The following is a 3,475-nucleotide window of genomic DNA, read 5'->3' as shown; positions in this document are numbered from 1 at the left end:
GTGGGGGCGGGCGCCGCCCTCCGCTCGGTTTCGAACCGCAGCGTCGCGATCATGCCGGCGAATGCGGGCAGCACTACCTCGAGCGTCTGCACGGAGTCGAACACCGGCTCCTTGTCTTCCTGCAGGTCGCGGTTGTACGCGAGCGGCAGACCCTTGAGGGTCGCGAGCAGACCGGACAGGTTGCCGATCAGACGCCCGGACTTGCCGCGCGCGAGCTCGGCGATGTCGGGGTTCTTCTTCTGCGGCATGATACTCGAGCCCGTCGAGTAGCCGTCGTGCAGGGTGACGAATCCGAACTCCCGCGTGTTCCAGAGGATGATCTCCTCGCTCAGACGCGAGATGTCGACCCCGGTCATCGCGGTGATGAACGCGAACTCGGCCACCACATCGCGCGCAGCGGTGCCGTCGAGAGAGTTCTCGGCCGGGCGGTCGAGTCCGAGCTCCGATGCGACCAGTGCCGGATCGAGACCGAGCGTCGAGCCTGCGAGCGCTCCCCCGCCATAGGGCGACACGCCGGCGCGACGACGCCAGTCGACGAGGCGCTCGAGCTCGCGCACGAGCGGCCATCCGTGAGCCTGCAGGTGGTGTGCGAGCAGCACGGGCTGCGCGTGCTGCAGATGGGTGCGCCCGGGCAGGATCGCATCGGGGTGAGCCTCCGCCTGTGCGACGAGAGCATCGATGACGCGCAGGATGTCGCGTGCGATGACCCGCGCGTGATCGATGAGGTACATCCGCACGAGAGTGGCGATCTGATCGTTGCGGCTTCGTCCTGCACGCAGACGTCCACCCAGCTCCGGGCCGAGCTCGGCGATCAGGGCCTGTTCGAGAGCACCGTGCACGTCTTCATCCGACGGAACCGGCAGCAGAGTGCGGTCGGCGACCTTGGCGGCGACGGCATCCAGCCCCTCGTGCATCCGCGCCGCCTCATCGGGCTCGAGATATCCGGCGGCGGCCAGGGCGGTCGCGTGGGCATGCGACCCGGCGATGTCGTAGGGGGCGAGCACCCAGTCGAAGTGCGTCGACCTGCTTAGCTCGACCAGTTCGGGCGAGGGGCCGCTGGCGAACCGGGCGCCCCACAGCGCTCCCTCGTTGGTGCCTTCGTTCTTCGCGTCGACCATCATGCGTCCTTCTTGCCGAGCAGCCAGACGAGCAGGGCCTTCTGAGCGTGCAGGCGGTTCTCGGCCTCGTCCCAGACGACGCTCTGCGGACCGTCGATCACCTCGGAATCCACCTCGTAGCCACGGTCGGCGGGCAGGCAGTGGATGAAGACGGCATCGGGATCGGCGATCGACATGGTCTCGGGCGTCACCTTGTACCCGCCGAGATCACGGATGCGGGCGAGCTTCTCCTCCTCCTTGCCCATCGACACCCAGGTGTCGGTGACCACGACGTCGGCACCGGCCGCGGCCTCGACCGCGTCGGTGTACAGCGTGATCGATCCGCCGGTCTCGGCCGCGCGGCGATCCGCCGCCTCGACGACGTCGGCCCGGGGCGAGTACTCGGCAGGAGACGCGATGCGCACGTGCATGCCCGCCGTCACACCCGCCAGTGCGTAGGAGTGCGCCATGTTGCTCTGTCCGTCGCCGAAGAAGGTCAGCGTGAGGCCCTTGAGGTCTCCCTTGTGCTCGCGGATCGTGAGCAGGTCGGCGAGAAGCTGGCACGGGTGGAAGTCGTCGGAGAGCGCGTTCACCACGGGGACCGTCGTTCCCTCGGCCATCTCCTCGAGCCCCGCCTGCGCGTAGGTGCGCCACACGATGGCGGCGACCTGGCGCTCGAGCACCCGCGCCGTGTCTGACGGAGTCTCCTTGCCGCCGAGCTGGCTGCTGGCGGTCGAGATGATCAGAGGCGACCCGCCGAGGTCGGCGATCCCCACCGCGAACGAGACGCGGGTGCGGGTCGACGACTTGTCGAAGATCACTGCGACCGTCTGCGGACCTGCGAGCGCCTTGTTCGCCCAGCGGTCCTTCTTCAGCTCGATGGCGAGATCGAGGATCTCCGCCTGCTCTGCGGGGGTCAGATCATCGTCACGCAGCAGGTGGCGGGTCATGCGAGGGCCTTTCCGGATTCGGTGAGGGATGCCTGGACATCGGCGAGCGACGCGGCGAAGAGCTCGCGGAACTCGGCGAGTTCGGCGTCTCCGATGGTGAGTGCCGGCGCGATGCGCACCGTCTCGGGGTTGGCGGCGTTCACGATGAGGCCGCGCTCCTGGGCTGCGGCGACGACCTCGTTCGCGACGGGGGCGTTCAACGCGACGCCGATGAGGAGCCCTCGGCCGCGCACGCCCGTGATGAGAGGCGAATCGATGGCCGAGATGATCTCGCGGATCTCTTCGCCTCGACGCGCGGCGTTCTCGACGAGTCCGGCGTTCTCGATCTCGGTGAGCACCGCATCCGCCACGGCCGTCGCCAGCGGGTTGCCGCCGAACGTGGACCCGTGCGAGCCGGGGGTGAACAGCGTGCTCGCCGCACCGTAGGTGACGAGCGCGCCGATCGGGAAGCCGCCGCCGATGCCCTTCGCAAGAGTGATGGCGTCGGGGGTGATGCCCTCGTGGCTGAAGCCGAACCAGGCTCCGGTGCGTCCGGCTCCTGTCTGGATCTCATCGACGATGAGAAGCGCCCCGTGCTTCAGGGTCAGAGACCGGGCCGCCTGGAGGTATCCGTGCGGCAGCTCCACGACACCGGCCTCGCCCTGGATCGGCTCGACGATGACCGCCGCGACGCGATCGTCCATCGCGGCTTCGAGTGCCTCGATCGTCGCGGGGATGTGCTCGACTCCCCCGGGCATCGGCTCGAAGGGTGCGCGCATGGCCGCCTTGGCGGTGAGCGCGAGCGAGCCCATGGTGCGTCCGTGGAAGCCGTTCTCGAGAGCGATGATGCGCGGCTTCTCGGTTCCGCCGTGCAGACGAGCGAGCTTGAACGCGGCCTCGTTCGCCTCGGCGCCCGAGTTCGAGAAGAACACACGCCCGTCGATGCCGGCCCCCGCGAGGCGCTTGAGACGCGCGGCGAGCGCGAGCTGCGACGGCGTCGCGAAGTAGTTCGAGACGTGCGCCAGGGTCGCTGCCTGCGACGAGACGGCTTCGACGAATACCGGATGCGCGTGACCGAGTGAGGTCACTGCGATTCCGGCGAGGAAGTCGAGGTGACGCTTGCCCTCGGAGTCCCAGAGGTACGAGCCCTCGCCGCGGGTGAGCATGGCCAGTCGCGGCCCTGCGTTGAGGACCAGATCGCTCGCTGCGTCATCCTGCCAGTTGCTCATGCGTTCGCTCCTGCGCTTCCCAAGACCACTTCTGTTCCGATTCCCTTGCTGGTGAAGAGTTCGACGAGCACCGAGTGCGGCACGCGTCCGTCGATGATGGCGGCGGCGTCGACGCCGCCCTCGATCGCATCCAGGCACGCCTTCATCTTCGGGATCATGCCGGATTCGAGAGTCGGGAGCATCTCGATGAGAGCGCCCGAGGTGAGGTGCGAGACGAGCG

General features: G+C 68.4%; 3 protein-coding genes and 1 pseudogene. All 4 read right to left on the bottom strand.

Going from position 1 to position 3,475, the window contains the following annotated elements; translation table 11 throughout:
- The coding region (gene argH / locus J7E68_RS12795) for an argininosuccinate lyase (protein ID WP_215173177.1) at nucleotides 1-1,118 on the bottom strand (1,118 nt) is incomplete at its 3' end.
- Entirely contained in the window at nucleotides 1,118-2,047 is a 930-nt protein-coding gene (argF, locus tag J7E68_RS12790; protein ID WP_215173175.1) for an ornithine carbamoyltransferase, read from the bottom strand. The genes argF and argH, both read right to left, overlap by 1 nt.
- Nucleotides 2,044-3,255: an acetylornithine transaminase gene (locus tag J7E68_RS12785; protein ID WP_215173173.1), complete on the bottom strand. Its 1,212-nt coding sequence runs from the start codon at nucleotides 3,253-3,255 to the stop codon at nucleotides 2,044-2,046. The genes argF and J7E68_RS12785 overlap by 4 nt, the downstream gene beginning before the upstream one ends.
- A pseudogene (locus J7E68_RS12780) lies at nucleotides 3,252-3,475 on the bottom strand (acetylglutamate kinase); the annotation flags it as partial. The pseudogene J7E68_RS12780 and the gene J7E68_RS12785, both read right to left, overlap by 4 nt.

The sequence above is a fragment of the Microbacterium sp. ISL-103 genome (assembly GCF_018613995.1).
In the GTDB taxonomy this organism is placed as follows: Bacteria; Actinomycetota; Actinomycetes; order Actinomycetales; family Microbacteriaceae; genus Microbacterium.
This window is presented reverse-complemented; position numbering and strand designations above follow the sequence as displayed.

Bases quoted from the DNA above. Each gene is read 5' to 3' on its own strand.
- J7E68_RS12785 (WP_215173173.1), bottom strand. From the start codon at position 3,255: ATGAGCAACTGGCAGGATGACGCAGCGAGCGATCTGGTCCTCAACGCA.
- argF (WP_215173175.1), bottom strand. From the start codon at position 2,047: ATGACCCGCCACCTGCTGCGTGACGATGATCTGACCCCCGCAGAGCAG.